Origin of the sequence: Sphingomonas sp. Mn802worker (assembly GCF_000382485.1) — a bacterium.
Classification (GTDB): Bacteria; Pseudomonadota; Alphaproteobacteria; order Sphingomonadales; family Sphingomonadaceae; genus Sphingomonas.
On record NZ_AORY01000001.1, the window covers coordinates 198,409 to 219,002 of the forward strand.

Annotated in this window: 22 protein-coding genes and 1 tRNA gene; 17 read left to right on the plus strand and 6 right to left on the minus strand. The window is 65.8% G+C overall.

Annotation, left to right across the window (positions count from 1 at the left end):
- Positions 1-191 precede the first annotated feature (191 nt).
- From SMN802W_RS0100990 to rplI, 4 genes are all read left to right on the plus strand, one after another.
- The gene (locus SMN802W_RS0100990) at positions 192-551 is read left to right on the plus strand and encodes an RcnB family protein (RefSeq protein WP_026325609.1); all 360 of its coding nucleotides are present in this window, start codon (positions 192-194) and stop codon (positions 549-551) included.
- A gap of 160 nt (positions 552-711) precedes the next feature.
- A complete protein-coding gene (rpsF, locus tag SMN802W_RS0100995; protein ID WP_019515015.1) occupies positions 712-1,155 on the plus strand; it encodes a 30S ribosomal protein S6 in 444 nt (147 codons plus the stop codon).
- Positions 1,155-1,379 carry a 30S ribosomal protein S18 gene (gene rpsR / locus SMN802W_RS0101000; protein WP_010163758.1) on the plus strand — a complete coding sequence of 75 codons (225 nt, stop codon included), beginning with the start codon at positions 1,155-1,157 and terminating at the stop codon, positions 1,377-1,379. The genes rpsF and rpsR overlap by 1 nt, the downstream gene beginning before the upstream one ends.
- Positions 1,380-1,391: 12 nt before the next feature.
- Positions 1,392-1,985 (plus strand): 50S ribosomal protein L9, encoded by a 594-nt coding sequence (rplI, locus tag SMN802W_RS0101005; RefSeq protein ID WP_019515016.1) that lies wholly within the window; start codon positions 1,392-1,394, stop codon positions 1,983-1,985.
- A gap of 292 nt (positions 1,986-2,277) precedes the next feature.
- On the opposite strand, the gene SMN802W_RS0101015 is transcribed toward rplI, so the two are convergent.
- Together SMN802W_RS0101015 and mutL are read right to left on the minus strand one after the other, a co-directional pair.
- On the minus strand, positions 2,278-2,769 hold the full coding sequence (locus SMN802W_RS0101015) for a MarR family winged helix-turn-helix transcriptional regulator (protein WP_019515018.1): 492 nt from the start codon (positions 2,767-2,769) through the stop codon (positions 2,278-2,280).
- A 74-nt stretch (positions 2,770-2,843) separates the two neighbouring features.
- A complete protein-coding gene (gene mutL, locus SMN802W_RS0101020) occupies positions 2,844-4,613 on the minus strand; it encodes a DNA mismatch repair endonuclease MutL (protein ID WP_026325611.1) in 1,770 nt (589 codons plus the stop codon).
- A gap of 134 nt (positions 4,614-4,747) precedes the next feature.
- On the opposite strand from mutL, the gene SMN802W_RS0101025 reads away from it, so the two are divergent.
- From SMN802W_RS0101025 to SMN802W_RS17450, 7 genes are all read left to right on the plus strand, one after another.
- Positions 4,748-5,788 (plus strand): rod shape-determining protein, encoded by a 1,041-nt coding sequence (locus tag SMN802W_RS0101025; RefSeq protein ID WP_019515020.1) that lies wholly within the window; start codon positions 4,748-4,750, stop codon positions 5,786-5,788.
- Positions 5,789-5,801: 13 nt separating this feature from the next.
- A complete protein-coding gene (gene mreC / locus SMN802W_RS16120) occupies positions 5,802-6,719 on the plus strand; it encodes a rod shape-determining protein MreC (protein ID WP_051083412.1) in 918 nt (305 codons plus the stop codon).
- On the plus strand, positions 6,719-7,225 hold the full coding sequence (mreD, locus tag SMN802W_RS0101035; protein ID WP_019515022.1) for a rod shape-determining protein MreD: 507 nt from the start codon (positions 6,719-6,721) through the stop codon (positions 7,223-7,225). Before mreC ends, mreD begins: the two co-directional genes overlap by 1 nt.
- A complete protein-coding gene (gene mrdA, locus SMN802W_RS0101040; RefSeq protein ID WP_019515023.1) occupies positions 7,225-9,366 on the plus strand; it encodes a penicillin-binding protein 2 in 2,142 nt (713 codons plus the stop codon). Before mreD ends, mrdA begins: the two co-directional genes overlap by 1 nt.
- Positions 9,363-10,469, plus strand: coding sequence for a rod shape-determining protein RodA (gene rodA, locus SMN802W_RS0101045; protein ID WP_026325613.1), 1,107 nt, complete (start codon positions 9,363-9,365; stop codon positions 10,467-10,469). Before mrdA ends, rodA begins: the two co-directional genes overlap by 4 nt.
- A 121-nt stretch (positions 10,470-10,590) precedes the next feature.
- Positions 10,591-10,666: transfer RNA gene (locus SMN802W_RS0101050), tRNA-Lys, on the plus strand.
- A 299-nt stretch (positions 10,667-10,965) separates the two neighbouring features.
- Positions 10,966-12,282: a glycosyltransferase family 87 protein gene (locus SMN802W_RS17450; protein WP_083925511.1), complete on the plus strand. Its 1,317-nt coding sequence runs from the start codon at positions 10,966-10,968 to the stop codon at positions 12,280-12,282.
- A 200-nt stretch (positions 12,283-12,482) separates the two neighbouring features.
- Here the strand turns inward: SMN802W_RS17450 and SMN802W_RS0101060 are convergent, their stop codons facing one another.
- On the minus strand, positions 12,483-12,848 hold the full coding sequence (locus tag SMN802W_RS0101060) for a hypothetical protein (protein ID WP_019515026.1): 366 nt from the start codon (positions 12,846-12,848) through the stop codon (positions 12,483-12,485).
- A gap of 175 nt (positions 12,849-13,023) precedes the next feature.
- On the opposite strand from SMN802W_RS0101060, the gene SMN802W_RS0101065 reads away from it, so the two are divergent.
- Complete coding sequence (locus SMN802W_RS0101065; RefSeq protein ID WP_026325614.1) at positions 13,024-13,824, plus strand: S1/P1 nuclease; 801 nt, start codon at positions 13,024-13,026, stop codon at positions 13,822-13,824.
- 59 nt (positions 13,825-13,883) lie between these two features.
- On the opposite strand, the gene ald is transcribed toward SMN802W_RS0101065, so the two are convergent.
- Entirely contained in the window at positions 13,884-14,963 is a 1,080-nt protein-coding gene (gene ald / locus SMN802W_RS0101070) for an alanine dehydrogenase (protein WP_019515028.1), read from the minus strand.
- A 110-nt stretch (positions 14,964-15,073) separates the two neighbouring features.
- Here ald and SMN802W_RS0101075 point away from each other — a divergent pair, with 110 nt between their 5' ends.
- Together SMN802W_RS0101075 and SMN802W_RS0101080 are read left to right on the plus strand one after the other, a co-directional pair.
- Positions 15,074-15,556 carry an Lrp/AsnC family transcriptional regulator gene (locus tag SMN802W_RS0101075; RefSeq protein ID WP_019515029.1) on the plus strand — a complete coding sequence of 161 codons (483 nt, stop codon included), beginning with the start codon at positions 15,074-15,076 and terminating at the stop codon, positions 15,554-15,556.
- Between the two features lie 43 nt (positions 15,557-15,599).
- Positions 15,600-16,172, plus strand: coding sequence for a Uma2 family endonuclease (locus SMN802W_RS0101080; protein ID WP_019515030.1), 573 nt, complete (start codon positions 15,600-15,602; stop codon positions 16,170-16,172).
- Between the two features lie 3 nt (positions 16,173-16,175).
- On the opposite strand, the gene SMN802W_RS0101085 is transcribed toward SMN802W_RS0101080, so the two are convergent.
- Positions 16,176-16,610, minus strand: coding sequence for a hypothetical protein (locus SMN802W_RS0101085; RefSeq protein WP_019515031.1), 435 nt, complete (start codon positions 16,608-16,610; stop codon positions 16,176-16,178).
- The gene (ettA, locus tag SMN802W_RS0101090; protein ID WP_019515032.1) at positions 16,610-18,289 is read right to left on the minus strand and encodes an energy-dependent translational throttle protein EttA; all 1,680 of its coding nucleotides are present in this window, start codon (positions 18,287-18,289) and stop codon (positions 16,610-16,612) included. The genes SMN802W_RS0101085 and ettA overlap by 1 nt, the downstream gene beginning before the upstream one ends.
- A gap of 107 nt (positions 18,290-18,396) precedes the next feature.
- On the opposite strand from ettA, the gene SMN802W_RS0101095 reads away from it, so the two are divergent.
- The 3 genes from SMN802W_RS0101095 (at position 18,397) to SMN802W_RS0101105 (ending at position 20,519) form a co-directional block, all read left to right on the plus strand.
- The gene (locus SMN802W_RS0101095; RefSeq protein WP_019515033.1) at positions 18,397-19,839 is read left to right on the plus strand and encodes a M20/M25/M40 family metallo-hydrolase; all 1,443 of its coding nucleotides are present in this window, start codon (positions 18,397-18,399) and stop codon (positions 19,837-19,839) included.
- Between the two features lie 140 nt (positions 19,840-19,979).
- Entirely contained in the window at positions 19,980-20,243 is a 264-nt protein-coding gene (locus SMN802W_RS0101100) for a hypothetical protein (protein WP_019515034.1), read from the plus strand.
- Positions 20,244-20,267: 24 nt separating this feature from the next.
- A complete protein-coding gene (locus SMN802W_RS0101105; RefSeq protein ID WP_156818670.1) occupies positions 20,268-20,519 on the plus strand; it encodes a hypothetical protein in 252 nt (83 codons plus the stop codon).
- Positions 20,520-20,594 lie beyond the last annotated feature (75 nt).

Consider the following 20,594-nt stretch of genomic DNA (forward strand, 5'->3'; position numbering starts at 1 on the left):
CCCGCGGCCACTTGCGATTTGGTTGAAGCGCCTCAGACTGGCGTGTTTCTGTCCCCTCGTTCAGGAAAGACGCCGCCTCGCGACACTTTGCGACCAATTTGCATAGCCCCCGACACGGGAACGCGACACGCACTTCCTAATTTAGCTTTCGACGGCGGGTGACGCCGCCGCGAACAACGGGAGCCAAGATCATGTTCAAGAAGATCATCCTTTCCGCCATTTCCGCCTCGGTCGCGCTGACGCCGATCGTCGCTGCCTCCGCCGAGGCGCAGACCCGCACCGTGACCACCGTGAAGGAGCGTCGCAACGGCACGGTCGTGCAGCGCACGGTGACGACGCGGCAGAACAACGCACGCAATTGGCGCGCCGGACAGCGCTTCGATCGTCGCTACGCACCCAATTACCGGGTGATCGACTATCGCCAGTACCGCGGTCGCGGCCTGTATGCGCCGCCGCGTGGCTATCGCTGGGTCCGCTCGGGGAATGACGCGGTACTCGTCGCCGACCGTGGCGGCAACGTCCGCACCGTGGTGACGCGGATTTATCGCTGAACCCCTTCTGCCTTGCGCCGGACGCATTGATCCGGCATAGGGTAGGACGCTTCGGGCGGGACGGTTCAACCGTTCCGCCCTTCGCTTGTTTCAAGACGACAGCCGGAGGGCGGTGCGCATGGGGCGTCCGTCAGCGATCGGCCAACACAGAAGGTAGCACATGGCTCTCTACGAGCACGTGTTCCTTGCGCGCCAGGACTTGGCACAGGCGCAGGTGGACACGCTGGCTGAAAACGCCAGCAAGATCGTGACCGACCACGGCGGTCGCGTCGTGAAGACCGAGAATTGGGGCCTGCGCAGCCTCGCGTACCGCATCGCAAAGAACCGCAAGGCGCATTACGTGATGCTCGAGATCGACGCTCCGGGCGAGACCGTCGCCGAGATCGAGCGTCAGGCCGGCATCAACGAAGACATCATCCGCTACATGACCGTCCGCGTCGACGAGCTGGAGCAGGGTCCGACCGTCATGATGCGCAAGCAGGAGCGCGACCGTGAGCGTCGTGCCGACCGCGGCGAGCGCGGCGGCGACCGTGGTGAGCGTGGTGGTGATCGCGGCGACCGCGGCGGCGACCGTGGCCCCCGCCGTGAGGAGGAGTTCGCGTAATGGCCCGTCCGTTTTTCCGCCGTCGCAAGTCGTGCCCGTTCAGCGCCAAGGATGCGCCCCGGATCGACTACAAGGACGTCCGTCTGCTTCAGGGCTTCGTGTCCGAGCGCGGCAAGATCGTGCCCTCGCGCATCACCAGCGTGTCGGCCAAGAAGCAGCGTGAGCTCGCGCAGGCGATCAAGCGTTCGCGTCACCTGGGCCTGCTGCCCTACATCGTGAAGTAAGGAGTAGCAGACATGGACGTCATTCTGCTCGAGCGCGTCGAGAAGCTCGGCGCCATCGGCGACGTGGTGAAGGTGAAGGACGGGTTCGCCCGCAACTTCCTTCTGCCGCGCAAGAAGGCGCTGCGCGCCAACGAAGCCAACCGCAAGGTGTTCGAGGCCAATCGCGCCCGCATCGAGGCTGACAATGCGGCCCGCCGCGGCGATGCCGAGAAGGAAGCCGGCTCGTTCAAGGACGCGCAGGTCACGCTGATCCGCCAGTCGTCGAACACCGGTCAGCTCTACGGCTCGGTCGCGGTCCGCGATCTGGTGGAGGCGCTGAACGAAGCCAAGTACAAGGTCACGAAGAGCCAGGTCGTGCTCGATCGTCCGATCAAGGCGATCGGCCTGTACGACGTCAAGGTGCAGCTGCACCCCGAGGTCGTGGTGAACGTCAAGGTCAACGTCGCGCGCTCGCCCGAAGAGGCCGAGATGCAGGCGTCGGGCGTCGACGTCATGCAGCAGGTCTTCGAGGAAGGCCGCGACCAGGGCGGCTTCGTCGAGGCGTACGACCCTAACGCGGAGCCCGGTGCCACCGCCGAGGTCCAGCAGGAGCAGGCGCAGGGCTGAGCCCCACGTCGCTTCGGCAACGAAAAAGGCCGCTCGGGCAACCGGGCGGCCTTTTTCGTGTCGATATGGTTTGCGTTATTACGGGTTCATCAGCACCGCGGTAATCACGGCCGAGAACGGTATCAGCGCCATCATGACGGGGAAGAACTGCTTCATGATCGTACCTTGCAACAGCGAAGACGTGTTGCGCGGTACAATGCACGACGCGCTTTAGGGTTTCCGCAGGATTAACAAGCCGGCCGTCCCGCGATGACCCGATCGCGTGACCACGTGAACATGCCTGAGCGACGCCTCAGATGCCCTGTGTGGCGCGGAACTGCACCCGCGCTTCCTCGCCCATCAGATGCTGCATCACGATCCAAGCGCCCGCGACCGCTTCCGGCCCCGCTGCCTTGTACGCGCGGGCGACATTGTCATGCAGTTCATCGAAGATGGCTCGCTCCAGCTTCGCTCCTTCCGGGGTCAGCTTCATCAGCCGCTGTCGCCGATCGCGGTCGCCGGCCTGCTGCTCCATCAAGCCCTTGGTGATCAACTGCTTGGCGACGCGCCCGAACGACTGTTTGGTGATGCCGAGGATCGCCAGCAGCGCGGTCACGTTGATCCCCGGCTGCCGCGCGACGAAGTACAGGATCCGGTGGTGTGCGCGTCCAAGCCCAAGCGCCGCGAGCGTCTCGTCGGCGTGTCGCAGGTGACGCGTGTTGCTGAAGAACATCAGGTCCATCCCGCCGCGAATCGTCTCTTCGCGCAGGATCTGATCGTGGGGCGGGGTCACGATATCACTCATGGCAGGAGTGATGCCGCAGTAATTTATGTTACGCCATAGCCAGTTTGGACCATGCAGCGTCCTGAATCGGGCGATCAGCGCCGGCCGAACAGTTTCTCGATGTCGCCATGCGCCAGTTTGACCCAGGTCGGGCGACCGTGGTTGCACTGGCCGGAGTGCGGTGTCGCCTCCATTTCGCGCAGCAGCGCATTCATCTCCACCACAGACAGCACGCGGCCGGCGCGCACTGAGCCGTGGCACGCCATCGTGCCGGCGACCGCGTCGAGCCGCTCGCGCAAGCTCAGCGCCTCGTCGAACGCGGCCAGTTCATCGGCCAGATCGGTCACCAATCCGCTCGGGTCGGCGCTGCCAAGCAGCGCCGGCGTCGCACGCACCAGCATCGCGCGCGGGCCGAAGCGCTCCAGCTCCAGCCCCAGTTCGGCGAGCTCGCCGCTACGCGCCTCGAGCCGATCGCACGCAGGCTCCTCCAGTTCGACCACCTCGGGCAGCAGCAGCGCCTGGCTGGCGACGGTGCCGCCGGCGAGCGCACGACGCATGCGTTCCAACACCAGCCGCTCGTGCGCGGCATGCTGGTCGACCAGCACGAGACCGTCAGCCGCTTCTGCAACGATATAGGTCTTGCTCACCTGCCCGCGCGCGACACCGAGCGGGTGCTCGGCTGTCTCGGGTGGCGGCACCCAGGCCGGCTCTGCGCGCGCCTGTGGCGGCGCCGCGATGAAGCTTGGACGCCGATCATTGAGGTAGGTCGGCGGGCTCGTGCGCTCGATCAGGCTGGCCTGCACCTCGTATGCGGGCGTCGCCGGAAGTGGCTCGGGCTGCCACATTGCCAGCGCATCCTCGCTCGGTCGCTGCACCGCGCGGTGTCCGGCCGCGTCGAGCGCGCGGCGCAGGCCGGACACGATCGTGCCGCGGATCATGGCCGGATCGCGGAATCGCACCTCGGTCTTGGCCGGGTGGACGTTGACGTCGACCAGATCGGCGGGCAGGTCGAGGAACAGCGCCACCACCGCGTGCCGGTCACGCGGCATCATTTCGGCATAGGCACCGCGCAACGCGCCGAGCAGCAGCCGATCCTTCACCGGACGACCGTTGACGAAGAGATATTGGTGGTCCGCCACCCCGCGATGAAACGTCGGCAACCCGGCGACACCGCCCAGCACCACCTCGTCGCGAATGAAGTCGATCGCGACCGCATTGTCGGCGAGCGCGCGGTCGGTCAGCGCGGCGACGCGTTCGGGTCGGTCGTGCTGCGCTGGCACCGACAGCGTGCGACGCCCGTCATGCTCGACCGCGAAAGCGATCTCGGGTCGCGCCAGCGCCAGCCGACGTACAACATCGAGACAGGCGGCATATTCCGCGCGGGTGCTGCGCAGGAACTTGCGCCTGGCCGGCACGCGAGCGAACAGACCCTCGACCACCACGCGCGTACCCGGCGGCAGCGCGGCCGGTCCCTCGCGCACCACCGTGCCGTTGTCGACGACGCGCGCCCAGCCCTCCGAACCCGCCGGCCGGCTCTCGATCGTCACGCGCGCGACACTGGCGATCGAGGGCAGCGCCTCGCCGCGGAAACCCAGTGTCTCGACGCGATCGATGTCCTCGTGCGGCAGCTTGGAGGTGGCGTGGCGTTCGAGCGCGAGCGCGATCTCCGCCGGCGCCATGCCGCAGCCGTCATCGGCCACCGCGATCCGCTCGACCCCGCCTGCGGACAGTTCCACCGCGATCCGCGTCGCGCCGGCGTCGATTGCGTTCTCGACCAGTTCCTTCAACGCACTGGCCGGTCTTTCCACCACTTCACCGGCAGCGATACGGTTGACCAAATGCTCGGGCAGACGACGTATTGACACTGCGAAGCCCCTAGCCCAAGCGACGCCTTCCCGCGACCCGAAAGATGCACACGCGAAGGCCCCCGACGCGGCTTCGACGGGCGCGACACAGGCAAGAACCGCCGGCAAACGGCGCCACACGGAACGCATCCCACATGATCTTCTCGCGCTTGTTCAAGATGTCCTCGCACGACATGGCGATCGATCTCGGAACGGCGAACACCGTCGTCTACGTCCGCGGTCGCGGCATCGTGCTCAACGAACCGTCGGTGGTCGCGGTGGAGACGATCAACGGGCAGAAGCGCGTGAAGGCGGTCGGCGATGACGCCAAGCTGATGATGGGCAAGACGCCTGGCACGATCGAGGCGATCCGCCCGCTTCGTGACGGCGTGATCGCCGACATCGACGTCGCCGAGCAGATGATCAAATATTTCATCGAGAAGGTACATGGGCAGCGCCGCTTCATGCGCTGGCCCGAGATCGTGATCTGCGTCCCCTCGGGCTCGACCAAGGTGGAACGCCGCGCGATCCGCGACGCCGCGCAGAACGCGGGCGCGAGCCAGGTGTGGCTGATCGAGGAGCCGATGGCCGCGGCGATCGGCGCCGACATGCCGGTGACCGAGCCGGTCGGCAGCATGGTGGTCGACATCGGCGGCGGCACGACCGAGGTCGCGGTGCTCTCGCTCCGCGGTCTCGCCTACACCACGTCGGTGCGCGTCGGCGGCGACAAGATGGACGAGGCGATCGTCTCCTACGTCCGCCGCAACCACAACCTGCTAATCGGAGAGGCGACCGCCGAGCGGATCAAGCAGGAGCTCGGCTGCGCCAAGCCGCCTGCGGACGGCATCGGCAAGAAGGTCTTCATCAAGGGCCGCGACCTCGTCAACGGCGTGCCCAAGGAAATCGAGATCAATCAGGCGCAGATTGCGGAAGCGGTCAGCGAGCCGGTCGCGACGATCGTCGACGGTGTGCGCATCGCGCTGGAGAACACCGCGCCCGAGCTCGCCGCCGATATCGTCGATCAGGGCATCGTGCTGACCGGTGGCGGCGCGCTGCTGCAGGGACTGGACGAGGTGCTGCGCGACGAAACCGGTTTGCCCGTCACGATCGCGGACGATCCGCTGATCTGCGTCGCGATCGGCACCGGCCGCGCGCTGGAGGATCCGATGTTCCGCGCCGTCCTGCAAAGCGGCTGAGAGTCAGACGCACATGGCGCCGCCGCGTGATCGGCGCCCGGGTTTTTCGCGACGGGCGCAATATGGTGTGTTCTTCGGCTACATCCTCGCCATCGCCGGCGGGGTTGTGGGTGCGGTGTTGCTCGCGCTGTCGCTGTTGAACCCGACCGGCTTCTCCGCCGCGCGCGCAGCCGTGGCGGAGGTGACCGCTCCTGTATCCGGCGCGATTGCGGTCGCGGTCGATAGCGTGTCCGGCATCCCCGACGCGATCGCGTCTTGGTGGGACGTTCACGGCAAGAATGCGGCGCTGACGGCGCAGGTCGCGCGGGCGCGTCCGGCCCTCGTCGCCGGCCATCTGGCGCAGCTGGAGAACGCGCGGCTCCGTCGCCTGCTCGCCGTGCGCGACCTCGACCCCGCCGTCGTCGTCACCGCGCGGATCGTCAGCAGCAGCGCGACGAGCACGCGCCGATACGGGCTGCTCAATGCCGGTAGCTGGCAGGGCGTGCGCGAGGGGCAACCGGTGCTGGGCCCCGAGGGGCTCGTCGGACGCGTGCTGGAAACCGGCCCCAATACCGCACGCGTGCTGCTGCTGACCGATCCGCAGAGCATCGTGCCGGTCCGCCGACTTCGCGACGGCCTGCCCGCGCTCGCCGCTGGTCGCGGCGACGGGCTGGTCGACATTCGCGTGATCGACACCGATGACGCGCATTTCAGGCCGGGCGACCTCTTCGTCACGTCGGGCAGCGGCGGGATCTTCGGCCCCGGCGTCCTGGTCGCGCGTGCGTTGCGCGGCGGCCCCGAGGCTGCGCCGGCGAAGCCGTTCGCGCGCCCCGATACGCTCGACATCGTGTCGGTGCGGCGCATCTACGCGCCGCCGTTGCTGCCGGCCCGCGTCGCGGTGGCCGGCGCCGCAGCATTGCCTTCGCCGACCGCCACCCCACCTGCCCCGTGATGCCCGCTGCCGAGCCATTATTCCGCGAGCCGCTTCCACTCGGCAGCGCGCGACTGTTGCCGTGGACGACCGTCATGGCTGGATCGCTGCTGACGATCCTGCCGTTCGGCGCGACGCTATCGCTGCTGCCGCCGTTCGGGCTGCTGGTGTTACTATCGTGGCGGTTGCTTGCGCCGTTCGCAATCCGCTTGTGGGCGCTCGCCGCGCTAGGATTGTTCGACGACATCGTGTCGGGGCAGCCGATCGGTAGCGCGATGCTGTTGTGGACGCTCGCCTATTTTCTGGTCGGTGCGATGGAGGCACGGTCGGGCTTGCGTGATTTCTGGCAGAACTGGGCCATCGCCGCCGCGGCGATCGCATTGTGCCTGATTGGCGGACGCCTGATTGCGACCCCGCTTGCCGCGCATGTCGAGATCGCGCTCGGCGTGCAGATCCTGCTCTCGGTCTTGATCTTTCCCGCGGTTGCCTTCCTGATCGGCCGCGTTGATGCGAGGCGAGCACGCTGATGTTCCGCAGCCCTCGCGTCCTTACCGAATCGATGCAGGCGTTCAGCTTCTCGCGTCGTGCGTGGCTGCTGGGGGCGGGACAGATCGGCGTCGGCGGCCTGCTCGTCGGGCGCATGGCGTGGCTGTCGGTCGCCGAGAACGAGCACTACAACCTTCTGGCCGAGAGCAACCGCGTCAACAACACGATGATCCCGCCCCGACGCGGTTGGATCGTCGACCGGCACGGGCAGCCGATCGCGAATAATCGCACCGACTTCCGTGTCGACCTGATCCCCGATCGGATCGTCGACAAGGACGCGACGCTCGCCGCGCTACGCCGGCTGCTTGCACTCAATGACGAGGACATGCTGCGGATCGAGGCTGACCTGAAGAAGGCGGCCGGGTTCCAGCCGGTGCCCGTCGCCGAGAACATCGACTGGGAACGCTTCGCCGCGGTCTATGTCCGCCAGCCCGAAATGCCGGGCGTCGCGCCGACACGCGGGTTCGCGCGCAACTATCCGGCTGGCGCCGCGGTCGCGCATTTGACCGGCTATGTCGGCGCGCCGACCGCCGAGCAGTACCGCGAGACGCGCGATCCCCTGCTCGTCACGCCCGGGTTCAAGCTCGGCAAAGACGGGCTGGAGAAGACGCTGGAGCCGATCCTGCGCGGCAAGGCGGGGGCCAAGCGCGTCGAGGTCACGGCGCGTGGCAAGCTGGTGCAGGAACTCGCCACCCGCGCCGATCAGCCCGGTCGCACGGTGCGTCTGACGATCGACGCCGGGCTGCAGGAATATGCCGCGCGGCGAATGGGCACCAACTCGGGCTCATGCGTCGTCTTCGACTGCCTGTCGGGCGAGATGCTGGCGATGGTGTCGATGCCTGCCTACGATCCCAACAGCTTCTCCGAAGGGATCAGCCACCTGCAATGGGACATGTTGTCGAAGGACGACCACGTGCCTTTGATGAACAAGGTGACGCAGGGGCTGTATCCGCCGGGGTCGACCGTCAAGCCGATGAACGGCCTTGCCTTGATGGCGGCGGGCGTGAACCCGAATGAGCGCGTCTATTGCTCGGGCGCGATGCGGCTGGGGACCAGCGTCTTCCACTGCCACAAGCGGCACGGCCACGGTCCGCTCGATCTCAAGAACGCAATCATGCAGAGCTGCGACATCTATTTTTACGAAATGGTCCGCCGCGTCGGCTATGACAAGATCGCGCCGGTCGCGCGCGCGCTGGGGCTGGGGCAGAAGTTCGACCTGCCGTTCGCGACACAGCGCTACGGCACCGTACCCGACAGCGCGTGGAAGCAGCGCAAATATCACAAGCCATGGACCGCGGCCGACTCGGTCAATGCCTCGATCGGGCAAGGCTATGTGCTCGCCAACCCGCTGCAACTGGCGGTGATGGCGGCGCGGATGGCGTCGGGCAAGGCATTGGTGCCGACGATCCTGCGCGACCCGTTCAAGCCCGCGGCTCAGCCGCTCGCAATCGATCCCGACCACTTCCGGATCATCCGCGAGGCGATGAACGGCGTGGTCAATCTGGGCGGCACGGGTGGCGCGGCACGGTTGCAGGTGCCCGGCGTCGGGCTCGCCGCAAAGACCGGCACCGCGCAGGTGCGCCGCATCACTATGGCGGAGCGCCGTTCGGGCGTGCTCAAGAACGGACAACTGCCGTTCAAGCTGCGTGACCACGCGCTGCTCGTCTGCTTCGCGCCGTTCGACAATCCGCGCTACGCCGCCGCGGTGGTGCTGGAGCATAATGGCCATACCGTCCGCAACCTCGACTCGCCGCTGATCGGGCGCGACATCATGACCTACCTGTTCGATCGCGAGCGCGCGATGAAAGCGCTGGCGGAGGTCGAGCCGAGCTGGGGCGGCGACATCCGCACGCGCATGGCGGCGCAGGAGGCGGCTTTTCGTGCCGCGCACGCCACACCGCCCGCGCAGGCCGCCGGCACCGAGACCGATGCGCCCGCCCCGACCGAGGCACGCGCGGTCGAAGCTGCGACCGACATCCAGAACGAGAGCCAGGCCGCAGTCGAGCGCGACATCGCAAACGGTGCAGGCCCCGCGCAGACCGGATCGCCCGAACCCGACGTCGAGGCGTCACGCGTCGATGCACCACCCGCGGCACCAAATGCAGGAACAGCGCCGCGATGAGGTCAGTGATTCCCTCTCCGCTCGCGATCCTGCCGTGGCGCACGCTGTTGCTGGTGCTCGGCATCGGCTGTTTCGGACTGGTCGTGCTTTACTCCGCCGCGAACGGCAGCCTGCGTCCATGGGCCTTGCCGCAGGGCATTCGCTTCTTCGTCTTTCTCGCCGGCTCGGTGGTCCTGTCGCGCATTCCGCTCACCTGGTGGCGCAACCTCGCCTTCCCCGCTTATGGCGCCCTGGTGGTCGCGCTGTTGCTCGTCGAGCTGCTCGGCGCGGTACGCGGAGGGAGCCAGCGCTGGCTTGATTTGGGCTTCATCCGCCTCCAACCCTCCGAGTTGATGAAGATCGGCATCGTGCTCGCCGCCGCGCGCTTCTACGAGATGCTGCCGGCGGCCGAGACGCGCAAGTTCGTCGCGATCTGGCCGGTCGTCGCGTTGATCGGCGTGCCCGCCGCGCTGGTGATGCTCCAGCCCGATCTCGGCACCGCGTTGATGATCTGTGCAGGCGGTGTGACCGTCATGTTCCTCGCGGGTATCCCCTTGCGCCTGTTCGTCGGTGGCGCTGCTGCGCTCGCGGTTGCCGCCCCGCTCGCCTTCATGTTCCTGCTCCACGATTATCAGCGCAACCGCGTGCTGATCTTCATGGACCCGGAAAGTGATCCGCTCGGCACCGGGTACCATATCAGCCAGTCGAAGATCGCGATCGGTTCGGGCGGTATCCTCGGCAAGGGCTTTCTGAACGGCACGCAAAGCCACCTCGACTATCTGCCCGAGGGGCACACCGACTTTGTCTTCGCCACCATGGCGGAGGAATGGGGGCTGCTCGGCGGCATCTTCATCATCGTCGCATTCCTGCTGGTGATCCGTTGGGGCATCAACGTCGGCGTGCGCGCGGAAAGCCGCTTCGCCAAGCTAATCGCGGCGGGGCTGTCGACGACGATCTTCTTCTACGTTGCGATCAACCTGATGATGGTGATGGGCCTCGCCCCCGTCGTCGGCATTCCCTTGCCGCTCGTCAGTTTCGGCGGGTCGGCGCAGATGACGGTGCTGATCTCGCTCGGTATCCTGATGGGCATCGACCGGACCAGCCGCCGCACGACGCACTGGTGAGCCACGCGCAAGAAAATCAGCCGATGCGGCAAAAAGGGGGTTTGCAGATCAGAACAGCCGATGTAGAGGCGCGCTTCCCGATCGGAAGCGACACACCAAGCCGCTTCTTCCAACCGGTCCTGGACGCATAGCTCAGTTGGTAGAGCAGCTGACTCTTAATCAGCGGGTCCTTGGTTCGAGCCCAAGTGCGTCCACCACCACCTACGGGAAACTCCCACTATCAGCCGGTATGATGGCCTTCTGCGGTTCATTCCCCTTCGTGTAGGGAACGTAGATGTGTGCGAGTTACAGGTCGCTCAAGCCTACAAATCATACGTGCTGAGCAGCGCGGCTCCCGAACTTCCTCGCCGCAAATAAGTGACGCAAGCATGAAGGACAAAATCCTCCGCGTTCTCCACATGCACGCCGGCCGGCTCTTCCGATCAAATAATCTGCCAGTCGTTAACCCTGCTTAGGTCAGAACGCCGTAAGGTCACGTCGGGAAAGACGAACCGACATGACCGAGCACCCGAAGATGCCCGCACGCGCGTTTGCCTCACTGAGGACTGACGCGCATGAACGTTCCCCGTCAGGGACAGCCGTCCTGTGGGGCATCCTTGTGCTGAGTATCGCCTACGGCATCATCATCTTGTCACGCGTCTGGGTAGTAGGTCCGGACGGGATATCGCGTGGCACCGGCACCGTACCCTATTGGGACTTCTCCAATCTTTGGGGTGGCGCGAAGCTCGCGGCGAAGGGGCAACTGCACACCCTGTTCGATACGACGGCATACCGGCAGGAGCTGGCGAACCTGTTCGGAGCGCCGGTCATTACAGGAGAGTGGAGCTACCCGCCGACCATGCTGCTTGTCGGCGCTCCGCTCGCGATCCTGCCGGTCGGGATGGCGTACCTACTATGGATCTCCGGGACCATCCTCCTTTTTGCGCTCGCCGTGCGCCAGCTGCACCTACCCTGCCCTAACGCGGCCATCGCGGTCTTCAGCCCGGCCTTGGCGTGGAACGTCGCGTTGGGGCAGAATGGCGCCCTGACAGGCGCACTCCTGCTTGCCGGACTACTACAAGCGGAGCGGCGACCGTATCTCGGCGGTGCGTTGCTCGGATGCCTCATCATCAAGCCGCATCTAGCCGTGCTGACACCAGTGGTCCTGATCGCACGTGGGAACTGGCGCGGGCTCGGCGCTGCCGCGTTTACGGCGGCCTTGCTGCTTCTGCTCTCAATCGCGGTATATGGATGGGAGCCGTGGTACGGCTTTGTCACACATACCGGGCCGCTGATGCGCCGGATCATGGAGGCGCCCTTCCCGCAGGGCTATCAGGTGCGATCGATCACGATCTTCGTTCTCGCTCGCGCGCTCGGCTTCGGCCTATTGTCCAGCTATCTTGTGCAGGCCGTCGGCGCGGTGATGGCCGTTGTCATGGTGTGGCGGAGTGCGCGGTGGCCTTTGGCGGCAGCCACCCGCAGCGCTCTTGTGATCATGCTGACCTTTCTCGCTACGCCTTACAGCTACACCTATGACATGGTGCCGCTCGCCGCGCCGCTGGCGCTGCTGCTGCATCAGCGTAAACAGACGGATGGGCGCATCGATCTGCTGGCGCTGACTCTCTGGTTGCTGCCGTGCATGCCGTTTTTTGAGGTCGGCTCGATACAATTACTGCTCGCACCCATCCTGCTGCTTCTCCTTGTCGCAAGGACGCTCATCACCGCTAGGAAGACAAGGACTTCGGATGACCGAAGTCGATATCAGGTTCTTGGAACAAGAAGGGGCGTGGCGCTTCCTGCAACGTCGATCGAAAGCACCGAATCCGTTCACTAACAACATGAGGCGGTGATCGCGAGTAGCGCCGTCCTCCTGATGGATCACTCAAGAGACGTTGCGCAGTTCGGTACGTTATAGCGAACGCCGATCGAGTACCTTGCCGGTCAAGCTCAAACGCGTCTCGAACTTTATCCGACGCTCAAAAGCATCGTAGCGATGACCGGCGATGTGACCCTCACACCGCCGGTCGCGTCGCATCAGTCGCGGATCGCGGAGCCCGCGTTCTGGAGCGCGGCGCCGGTGCGGTCCGCGGCACGATCGCCAGCGCGGTCGATCTTCTCGCCGGCGCGATCCGCGGCGGCGTCGGCGTCGCGGGCGGCGTTCTTGGTCGCCGCGGCGGCGCGGTCACCGGCACGGTCCAGCTTCTCGCCCGCACGATCGGCAGCAGCCGCAACGTCGTCGGCCGCGCGGTCGGTTGCGGCGGCCGCGCGCGCACCGGCGTTCTTGGCATCGTCACCGATCGCGTCCGCTGCCTGCGAGGTCTGCTCCTGCGCGCGCTGGCTGCAGGCGGCGAGCGGCATCGCCACGATCGCCATTGCCAATCCGAAATGCACCTTCTTCATACATCCTCCCGAAACACGACGCGCGACGGCGCCCGACAAGGTGCCGCCGGGCGCACACGTCGCCCCGGCTGCGGCATCGTCAACCCTGCAGCGTCACGAAACGTTCCGCTGGAGGAATGACGTGCGCCGCACCCCGCATCATGACGCGGTCACAATCCTGTGGCACAGGGCGATCATGCGATATCTAACGTCCGCGCTCGCCTTCACTGCCGCCGCCCTATCCACGCTGCCAAGTCCCGCGCTCGCTTGGGGCAAGACCGGTCACCGCGTCGTCGGCGCGATCGCCGATCCGCTGCTCACGCCTGCCGCGCGTACCGGGGTGCGCAGCATCCTGGGCGTCGAGACGATGGCGGAGGCATCGAACTGGCCCGATTTCATGCGCTCTTCGCCCGACGCCTATTGGCAGCACTCGACGCCGTGGCACTATGTGACCGTACCCCCGGGCAAGACCTACGCGCAGGTGACGCCACCTCCCGAAGGCGATGCGGTGACCGCGCTGAAGGGCTTCACGGCGACCGTAAAGGACAAAAGCAAGCCGCTCGTCGAGCGTCAGGCAGCATTGCGCTTCATTATCCACATCATCGGCGATCTGCATCAACCGCTCCACGCCGGTAAAGGCGACGACAAGGGCGGGAACGAGGTAGCGGTGACCTTCTTCGGGCGTCCCACCAATCTGCACTCGGTATGGGATTCGGGGCTGATCGACGACGAACAGCTGTCTTACAGCGAGCTTGCCGCGTGGTTGTCGGCGCGGATCACGCCGGCGGATCGCCGTGCCTGGGCAAGCACCGATCCGGCTGTGTGGATCAAAGAAAGCACTGCGCTACGCGACCAGATCTACCCGAGCGATCCGGCGCTGTCGTATACCTACATCTACCAGAACAAGGCACGGGTCGAATTGCGACTTGAGATGGGCGGCGTCCGGCTGGCCGATTACCTCAACACGCTGTTCCAGCCGGTTGCCAAACGCCGCTGATGCGAAAAGGGACTGCGTGCCGCGACACGCCGTCCCCCTTGCTCAAACGTCCGAACGGATCAGGCGAGTGCGTCGGCCACAACCTTGTTGACGATCTTCCCGCCGCGCACGTTCAGACCTTCCATCAGCCCCGGGTTTTCCTCGCACGCCGCATAGCCCTTGTCGGCAAGCGCGAGCCCGTAAGGCAATGTCGCGTTGTTGAGCGCATGGCTGGAGGTCAGCGGAACCGCGCCGGGCATGTTGGCGACGCAGTAATGGATCACGCCATCGACCTCGTAAGTCGGCTCGGCATGGGTGGTCGCATGGCTGGTCTCGAAACAGCCGCCCTGATCGATCGCGACATCGACCAGCACCGCGCGCGGCTTCATGTGGCCGAGCATCGGGCGCGTGACGAGCTTGGGCGCCGAGGCACCAGGGATCAGCACCGCGCCGATCACCGCGTCGGCCTCGGCAATCTCCTGCTCGATCGACTCGAGCGTCGACACGCGCGTACGGACGCGACCGCCGAACAACTCGTCCAGTTCGCGCAGACGCGGGATCGAGCGATCGATGATCGTCACCTCGGCACCCAGGCCAACCGCCATGCGCGCCGCATGCGTGCCGACGACACCACCACCCAGAACCACGACACGACCCGGTTGCACGCCTGGGACGCCGCCGAGCAGCACGCCGCGCCCGCCATTCGGTGCCTTGAGCGCGTGACCCGCCGCCTCGATCGATAGACGTCCCGCGACCTCGCTCATGGGTGCCAACAGCGGCAGCTGGCCGCGCGCATCAGTGACGGTCTCATACGCGACTGCGGTCACGCCCGACGCCATCAGCCCCTTGGCCTGCTCGGGGTCGGGCGCAAGGTGGAGGTAGGTGAACAGGATCTGGTCGTCGCGCAGCTGCACCCACTCGCTCGGCTGCGGCTCCTTGACCTTCACGATCATCTGCGCGCGCGCGAACACTTCCTCGGCCGTATTGACGATTTCGGCGCCCGCCGCGCGGTATACGTCGTCCGAGGCGGCAATGCCCAGACCGGCGCCCGCCTGTACCAGCACCTCGTGCCCATGCGCGACATATTCGCGCACTGCGCCGGGCGTCAGGCCGACGCGATATTCGTGGTTCTTGATTTCCTTCGGCACACCGACGCGCATGACACTCTCCTCAAGTTTGCGCGCCTTTTAGTGCGTCACGCACGCCTTTTCCCGTCAAAGCTGATCACGCGCTTGCCGCCCGCCGTGATTATCCTGCATGATCTCTCGTAATGACGCCGCAATCCGAACCACTTGATCGCATCGATCGCCGCCTGCTTGGCGCGCTGGTCGAGAATGCGCGCGCGACCGCCTTCGCGCTGGCCGAGCGGATTGGACGCAGCGCGACGGCGATCGCGCGGCGTCAACGCGCGCTGGAGGAATCGGGCGTGATCGCGGGCTATGCCGCTCGACTCGATCTCGAGCGACTGGGACTGGGCACGACGGTTCACATCAAGATGACGCTGGAAAGCCAGCGCAAGGACGTGCTGGACGCGTTCGAGCAGGCTATCGCGCTCAGCCCCTCGGTCGCGCGTTGCGACCTGATGTCGGGGTCGTACGATTACCTCGTCACCGTGCAGGCGCGCGACCTGGCGCATTTCGCCGAGGTGCACCGCGAGGAACTGTCCCGCCTCCCCGGCGTCACCAGCATGGAGTCGGGCTTTGTGCTGCGCGAGGTGGTCGCGACGCGGCTGCCGCTCCATCTGCTCGATTGACACGCGGTTGGAACCCGCGGGCCCGCGTGATAGCTTCGCATCCATGACCGAGCATGTGCCGATCACCAACGTGCCGACACGCGTCAAGCTGCGGGTCGAGGATTACCTGTCACTCGACCGCGATGGCGCGTTCGACGGCTACGGCAAGACGGAGCTGATTGACGGTGAGGTGGTGTACATGAATGCGCAGCATCGGCCGCACGCGCGAATCAAATCGCGCCTCTACACGGCAGTCAGTGCGACGCTCTCGGCCCGATCGGAACGGCTCGAAGCACTCGTTGAGGGTTCGATTGCGGTGCCGCCGCACAACGTGCCGGAGCCAGACATAACGATCACCAGCGAGCCGGATGGCCGCGGATTGATCCCGCTCGAAACCGTCCGCCTAATCATCGAAGTCTCGGACACGACGCTCAGGTTGGACCTTGACCAGAAATCGTTCATCTACGCCGCGCACCGCGTACCGGAATATTGGGTGGTCGACGTGAATGGGCGCGAAGTCCATCAGATGTGGGCGCCCGAGACCGGCGTCTATAACGAGCGACACCTACATAGCTTCGGTGATCCGATCACCGCCATCACGATCGACGGACTTACCGTCACAACCGACCAGCTCTGACCATCATCGTTCGCGCCAGAAGTCGAACGCCTTGCCCTGCTCCGCCGCGACGAAGCGCATCGCCTCGCCGCCCTCCCACGCTCCGCGATAGCCGCGCCGTTCGGCTAGCGTCGTCCACCATCCCTGCCCCGGCAGCCGATCGCCCTCACGCACCACCAGCACGGCAAGCGCCGGTTCGCCGACCGCCTCACCCGCCAGATCGACCGCGTCGAGCGTCTTGCATAACGCGCGCATCTTCGGCCGGGTGAAGCGATGGCCGAGTGCCTTGAGCAGCTCGGAATAGCTTACCGCCCGCCCCTCACGCGCGGCCGTGACGAGGTGACTACGCACTAGCACCACATCGGCGATCGTGCCCGGCCCTTCGACCGGCACGATCCCCTCCGCCTCCAGCCAGCGCGACAGATCGTCGCCGTTGCCGGAGGCGGAGGCATCGCGCATCAGCGCGTCAGCTTCTTGTACGCCAGCCGCGTCGGACGGTCGGCCGCATCGCCTAGGCGGCGGCGCTTGTCCTCCTCGTAGCTCTCGTAATTGCCCTCGAACCATTCGACGTGGCTGTCGCCCTCGAACGCGAGGATGTGAGTGCACAAACGATCGAGGAAGAAGCGGTCGTGGCTGATGACCACCGCGCAGCCCGCGAAGGTCTCCAGCGCTTCCTCAAGCGCGCGCAGCGTCTCGACGTCGAGGTCGTTGGTCGGCTCGTCGAGCAGCAGGACGTTGCCGCCTTCCTTCAGCATCTTCGCCATGTGGACGCGATTGCGCTCACCGCCCGACAGCTGGCCGACCTTCTTCTGCTGGTCGGGGCCCCGAAAGTTGAACGCGCCCACGTACGCGCGCGTGCCCAGCTCCTGCTTGCCGAAGCGGAACACCTCCAGCTCGTCGGAGATTTCCTGCCAGACGTTCTTGTTCGGATCGAGGTGGTCGCGGCTCTGATCGACATAGCCGAGCTTGACGGTCGACCCGACGCTGATCTCGCCGCTGTCGGGCTGCTCCTGGCCTGTGATGAGCTTGAACAGCGTCGACTTGCCCGCGCCGTTTGGCCCGATAACGCCGACGATCCCGCCGGGTGGCAGCGTGAAGTCGAGGTTGTCGAACAGCAGGCGATCGCCGTAGGACTTGGTCAGGCCCTTCGCCTCGATCACCTTGCCGCCCAATCGCTCGGGCAACTGGATCAGGATCTGCGCCTTGCCGGCGACGCGGTTCTCCTGCTTCGCCATCAATTCGTCGAATGCACGGATACGCGCCTTCGACTTGGTCTGACGGGCCTTGGGCGTCTGGCGCATCCAGGCGAGCTCGTCGGCGATCGCCTTCTGCTTGCCCGCCTCCTCGCGCTCCTCCTGCTCGAGCCGCTTGGCCTTCTTTTCCAGATAGCCCGAATAGTTCGACTCGTAGGTGTAGTAGCGCCCACGATCGAGCTCGAGCACCCAATTGACGACGTTGTCGAGGAAGTAGCGGTCGTGGGTGACGAGGATTACGTTGCCGGTATATTCCTTCAGGAAGTTTTCCAGCCACGACACGCTTTCCGCGTCGAGGTGGTTGGTCGGCTCGTCGAGCAGCAGGATGTCGGGCTTCTCCAGCAGCAGCCGGCACAGCGCCACGCGGCGCTTCTCACCGCCCGACAGGTTGGTGACAGCCGAGTCGGACGGCGGGCAACGCAGCGCCTCCATCGCCTGTTCGAGCTGGCTGTCGAGGCTCCAGCCGTCAGCGGCGTCGATCTTCGCCTGCAGCTCGCCCATTTCCTCCATCAGCGCGTCGAAGTCGGTGTCGTCCTTGGGATCGCCCATCTCGGCCGAAATGGCGTTGAAGCGATCCACCATGCTTGCGACCGGTCCGGCGCCCAGCCGGACGTTCTCGATCACCGTCTTGCTGTCGTCGAGCTTCGGCTCCTGCGGCAGATAGCCGACGCGGATGCCCTCGGCCGCCCACGCCTCACCGGTGAACTCGGTGTCCATCCCGCCCATGATCTTCATCAGCGTCGACTTGCCGGCGCCGTTCGGACCGATGATCGCGATCTTCGCGCCGGGAATGAACTGCAGGTGGATGTTATTGAGCACGGGCTTGTTCGCGCCTGGGAAGGTCTTTGTCAGACCCTTCATGACATAGGTATATTGGACGGCCATGGGTCGCCTTTTCGCGTGATGATGCTGCGGGAAAAATTGTTCCCTTCACATGTAAGCGCCCGGCGCGACGTTGGCAAACCGGCAGGCGCCGGTTACGCCTCTCGTCCATGAAGCGCATCCTGCTCGCGGCCACCGCCGCTGCCGCCCTTTCCGCCCCCGTGCTCGCGCAGAGCGCGCCGGCGCCGACGTCCGCAGGCCAGCCTGCCGTGTCGCGTCCCGCGCCGACGCCCCCCGCCCTGGTCGATCAGCGCGTCGCGAGCTTGCGCGATGCAGCGCTGAAGGACGAGGTCGCCTATGACATTGTCGAGGGATTGACGACCGAGGTCGGCCAGCGGCTCGCCGGTACCGAGGCAGAGGCGCGCGCCCGCACGTGGGGCGCGGCGAAGCTAAAGGCGCTAGGCTTCAAGAACGTGCGGATCGAGACGTACCAGATGCCCGTCTGGGTACGCGGCACAGAGGAAGCCGAGATCGTTTCGCCCTTCCCGCAGAAGCTGAAACTCGCCGCGCTCGGCAATTCCGGCTCGACCGGCGCGCAGGGACTGACCGCCGACCTCGTCGTGTTTCCGAGCATGACCGAATTCGCCAACGCACCTGCGGCCGCGATCCGTGGCAAGATCGTCTATATCGGCAATTCGATGCAGCCGACACAGGACGGGTCAAGCTACGGCGCGAACGGCCCCGCGCGCTTCACCGGCCCCGCGATGGCGGCGGCGAAGGGTGCGGCGGCGATCGTGATCCGCTCGATCGGCACCGACACGCATCGCCTGCCGCACACCGGCGTGACGAACTTTCCCACTGGCGTAGCTGCGATCCCCGCGGCCGCGCTCGCCGTTCCCGATGCCGAGCAGATCGAGCGAATGGCGAAGCGCGGCAAGCCGATCCGCCTGCACCTCGTCCTCACCCCGCAACAGACCGGCAACCACGAATCGGGCAATGTCATCGCCGAGGTGCCCGGCACCGACCCGGCTGCGGGCATCGTCCTGATCGGCGGCCATCTCGACAGCTGGGATCTCGCCACCGGCGCGATCGACGATGCGAGCGGCGTTGCGATTACGACTGCGGCTGCGAAGCGCATCCTCGACTCGGGCAAGCGTCCGCGTCGCACGATCCGCGTTGTGTGGTTCGGCGCAGAGGAGGTCGGCGGCTTCGGCGGCGAGGATTACGCAAAGAAGCACGGAGCCGAGCGCCATGCGATCGCGGCGGAAAGCGACTTCGGTGCCGATCGCGTGTGGCGGTTTGAGACGACACTGCCAGCGGGCGCAAAGCCGATCGCGGACCGCCTCGCCAGCGCGCTCGCCCCGCTCGGCATCGTCCGCGGCACCGGTGGCGCGGGCGACGGATCGGATATCGAGGCGACGATCAGGACCGGCGTCGCGGGCATCGACCTCAATCAGTCCGGCGTGCGCTACTTCGATGTGCACCACACGCCCGACGACACACTTGACCGCGTTGACCCGGCGCAATTGCAGCAGAATGTCGCCGCTTGGACGACGATGCTTGCGATCGTCGCTGATGCACCCGAAGAGATCGGATCAGTAACGCGGCCATGATGTCAAGTGCACAACCGCTCGTCGCAACCTGTACCCCAGATGAATTTTCCTTATTGACCCCCTGAACCGCTAGGGTATTCGGACGTTTCGCGACGGCGTTGGGGTCGGCCGCGATTTTTGTGATGCTTGGGAGCATTCGAATGAAGAAGATCCTGCTCGTTGCCGCTGCCGCCGGCCTGATGTCCGTTGCTGCTTGCTCGAAGTCGCCGGAAGCTAACGCGGTCGAGAACAACGCCGACATGATGGCGGACAACATGGACGCGATGGCCGACAACGTCGCCGACATGTCGAACACCACTGCGAACCCGTTCTCCGAGGACAACGCCGAGGCGGTTGCCGAGAACATCCACGACGCGGCCGACAACGTCCGTGACTCGGCGGACGCCGCGACCACCAACATGTAATCGGACCCGGTTCGGGTCTTGCTGATGCCTAGGTTCATTCCTCTGGTTGGCGCCGCGCTCCTGATGCTCGGCGGCTGCAGCAAGCCCGAACCGGTTTCGGTCGAGAACGGTGCCGAGGCATTGTCCGCCAATCTTGAGCAGATGGCGAACGAGCTGGAGGCGGAAGCATCGGGACAGGTCAATGCGACCGAGCGTGACACGCTCACCGGTGCGGCTGCCACCCTCGACAATGCGTCGGATGCGATCAACGTGTCCGACACGCCTGCGAACTTTTAAGCTCGCAGGCATCCAGCGCCGCTCACTAGATCAAGGGCGTCCCGTTTGTCGGGGCGCCCTTTGTCGTTGCAGCCA